We start from the raw sequence: 1,903 nt of genomic DNA, 5'->3' as shown, positions 1-1,903 counted from the left end.
CCGTCAGAATACGAAGCCAACTACTACCAACAACACCCAAACCTGCAGGTCACAGCCACAGCCTGAAGTCTCGAACGAACCCGGGGCGGTTCACCCGGCCGAGCATCTCGGCGAACACCGCTTCGGCAGGGATGCCGCGCGCCAGCGCATGACCGTGCTCCCGGTAGGTGGTGACCACCGCGTCCTCGGGGGTGAGAGCCTGGTGGACGCCCACCGAGACGGCCTCCTCGCCGATGCACAGGTGGACGAAGCCGCGGATGTCGCCGGCGCTGTAGAGCTCGACGCAGCGCTCTTCGAAGCGGCGGATGCGCAGCATCTCGCGCAGCAGGTCGTGCCGGTGCGCCGCCTGCTCGGCCGCGTCCTTGCCGCCTGCCCGTGTCCTGGTGCGGGACGCCGCCGGCTTGGCGGTCTTGGTACGTGGGGTCACTTCGCCTCCTCCAGGGCCGAGGTGTCGCCCTCCGGCAGGCCCAGTTCGCGGGCGCGCAGCAGCCGCCGCATCACCTTGCCGCTGCGGGTCTTCGGCAGGTGCTGGTCGAAGGCGAGTTCGCGGCGCACCGGCACGACCTGCTGCGCGAGATGCTGCGCATCCGCCGCTTCGAAGAGCGCTGCGTCGAGCTCTACAGCGCCGGCGACCGCCGGGTGTTCCATCAGGGTGCTCTCCACCTCGAACGGTCCGATCAGGTGGCCGGCTGACTTGATCACGTCGTCGGCCCGGCCGACGAACCAGTAGTAGCCGTCCTCGTCGCACCGGGCGATGTCGCCGGTGAGGTACCAGCCGCCGGCGAAGCATGCCTCGTAGCGCTCCTTCGCGTGCAGGTAGCCGCGGAACATCGACGGCCAGCCGGGCCGCAACGCCAACTCACCCTCGTCGTCCGGATTCTCCAGCTCGTGGACCTGACCATCCGTCACCAGCGCGCGGCCGTCCGCTCCGCGCTCCAGCACGGCGGCCTCGACCCCGGGCAGCGGGCGCCCCATCGAGCCGGGCCGGATCTCGGTGGCGGCGAGGTTGGCGATCATGATGCAGCCGGTCTCGGTCTGCCACCAGTTGTCGTGGATCGCCAGCCCGAGGACCTCCTGCCCCCAGCGCACGGCCTCCGGGTTGAGCGGCTCCCCCACGCTGGCGATCAAGCGCAGCGCTGACAGGTCGAAGGAGCGCGGCAGGTCCGGCGGGCTGCCCCGGGGGCTGGTGCGCATCAGCATCCGGATCGCTGTGGGGGCGGTGTACCAGACGCTCACCCGCTCGCGAGGATGCCGTACCAGCGCCGGGCCTCGTAGTCCCCCGCGTCGACCACCAGCGTCACCCCGTGGGTCAGCGGCGCGATGATCCCGTACGAGGTGCCGGTGACCCAGCCCGGGTCGGCGGTGCACCAGAAGACGTCCTCGGGGTGCAGGTCGAGCGCGAAGGCGGCGGTGGCGTGGTGGGCGACCACGGCCTCGTGCACGTGGATCGCGCCCTTGGGAGTGCCGGTGGTGCCGCTGGTGAAGTGCAGCAGCGCCATCTCCTGCGGGTCGGTGTCCGGGACGGCGAACTCCTCGGTGGCTGCCGCGAGCAGGGCGTCGAACGAACAGGTACCGGGGGATGCCTCCGGGTACGGTCCCACGATCAGCACGTGCTCCAGCTCAGGCAGTTGTTCACGCTGCTCGGCGACCTTGCGCCGATACAGCTCGTCCGTGGTGACCAGCACCCGGACATTGCCCAGCCGCAGCCGCTCGGCCACCGGCGCCGGGCCGAAGGCGGGGAACAGCGGGCAGAACACCGAGACGTTCTTCAGCGTGCCGAGAACGGAGACGTACAGCTCCGGGCAGCGGCTAAGAGCGTCCGCCAGTAGGTCATCGGATACGGGGGCTGCGGGGCCGGGTGTTCCAGCGATAGAGGGGCCAGGCTCGTGTGATCAGGCGCCGG

Annotated in this window: 3 protein-coding genes; all 3 read right to left on the bottom strand. The window is 70.5% G+C overall.

The window, feature by feature from the left end:
- Window positions 1-49 precede the first annotated feature (49 nt).
- The 3 genes from ACIG5E_RS39390 to ACIG5E_RS39380 are packed head-to-tail and all read right to left on the bottom strand — an operon-like array spanning window position 50 to window position 1,757.
- Complete coding sequence (locus tag ACIG5E_RS39390; RefSeq protein WP_396542124.1) at window positions 50-427, bottom strand: thiamine pyrophosphate-dependent enzyme; 378 nt, start codon at window positions 425-427, stop codon at window positions 50-52.
- A complete protein-coding gene (locus ACIG5E_RS39385; RefSeq protein WP_396542122.1) occupies window positions 424-1,236 on the bottom strand; it encodes an AMP-binding protein in 813 nt (270 codons plus the stop codon). The genes ACIG5E_RS39390 and ACIG5E_RS39385 overlap by 4 nt, the downstream gene beginning before the upstream one ends.
- Window positions 1,233-1,757 (bottom strand): AMP-binding protein, encoded by a 525-nt coding sequence (locus ACIG5E_RS39380; protein ID WP_396542120.1) that lies wholly within the window; start codon window positions 1,755-1,757, stop codon window positions 1,233-1,235. The genes ACIG5E_RS39385 and ACIG5E_RS39380 overlap by 4 nt, the downstream gene beginning before the upstream one ends.
- Window positions 1,758-1,903 lie beyond the last annotated feature (146 nt).

Source organism: Kitasatospora sp. NPDC053057 (assembly GCF_044546945.1).
Taxonomy (GTDB): Bacteria; Actinomycetota; Actinomycetes; order Streptomycetales; family Streptomycetaceae; genus Kitasatospora.
This window is presented reverse-complemented; position numbering and strand designations above follow the sequence as displayed.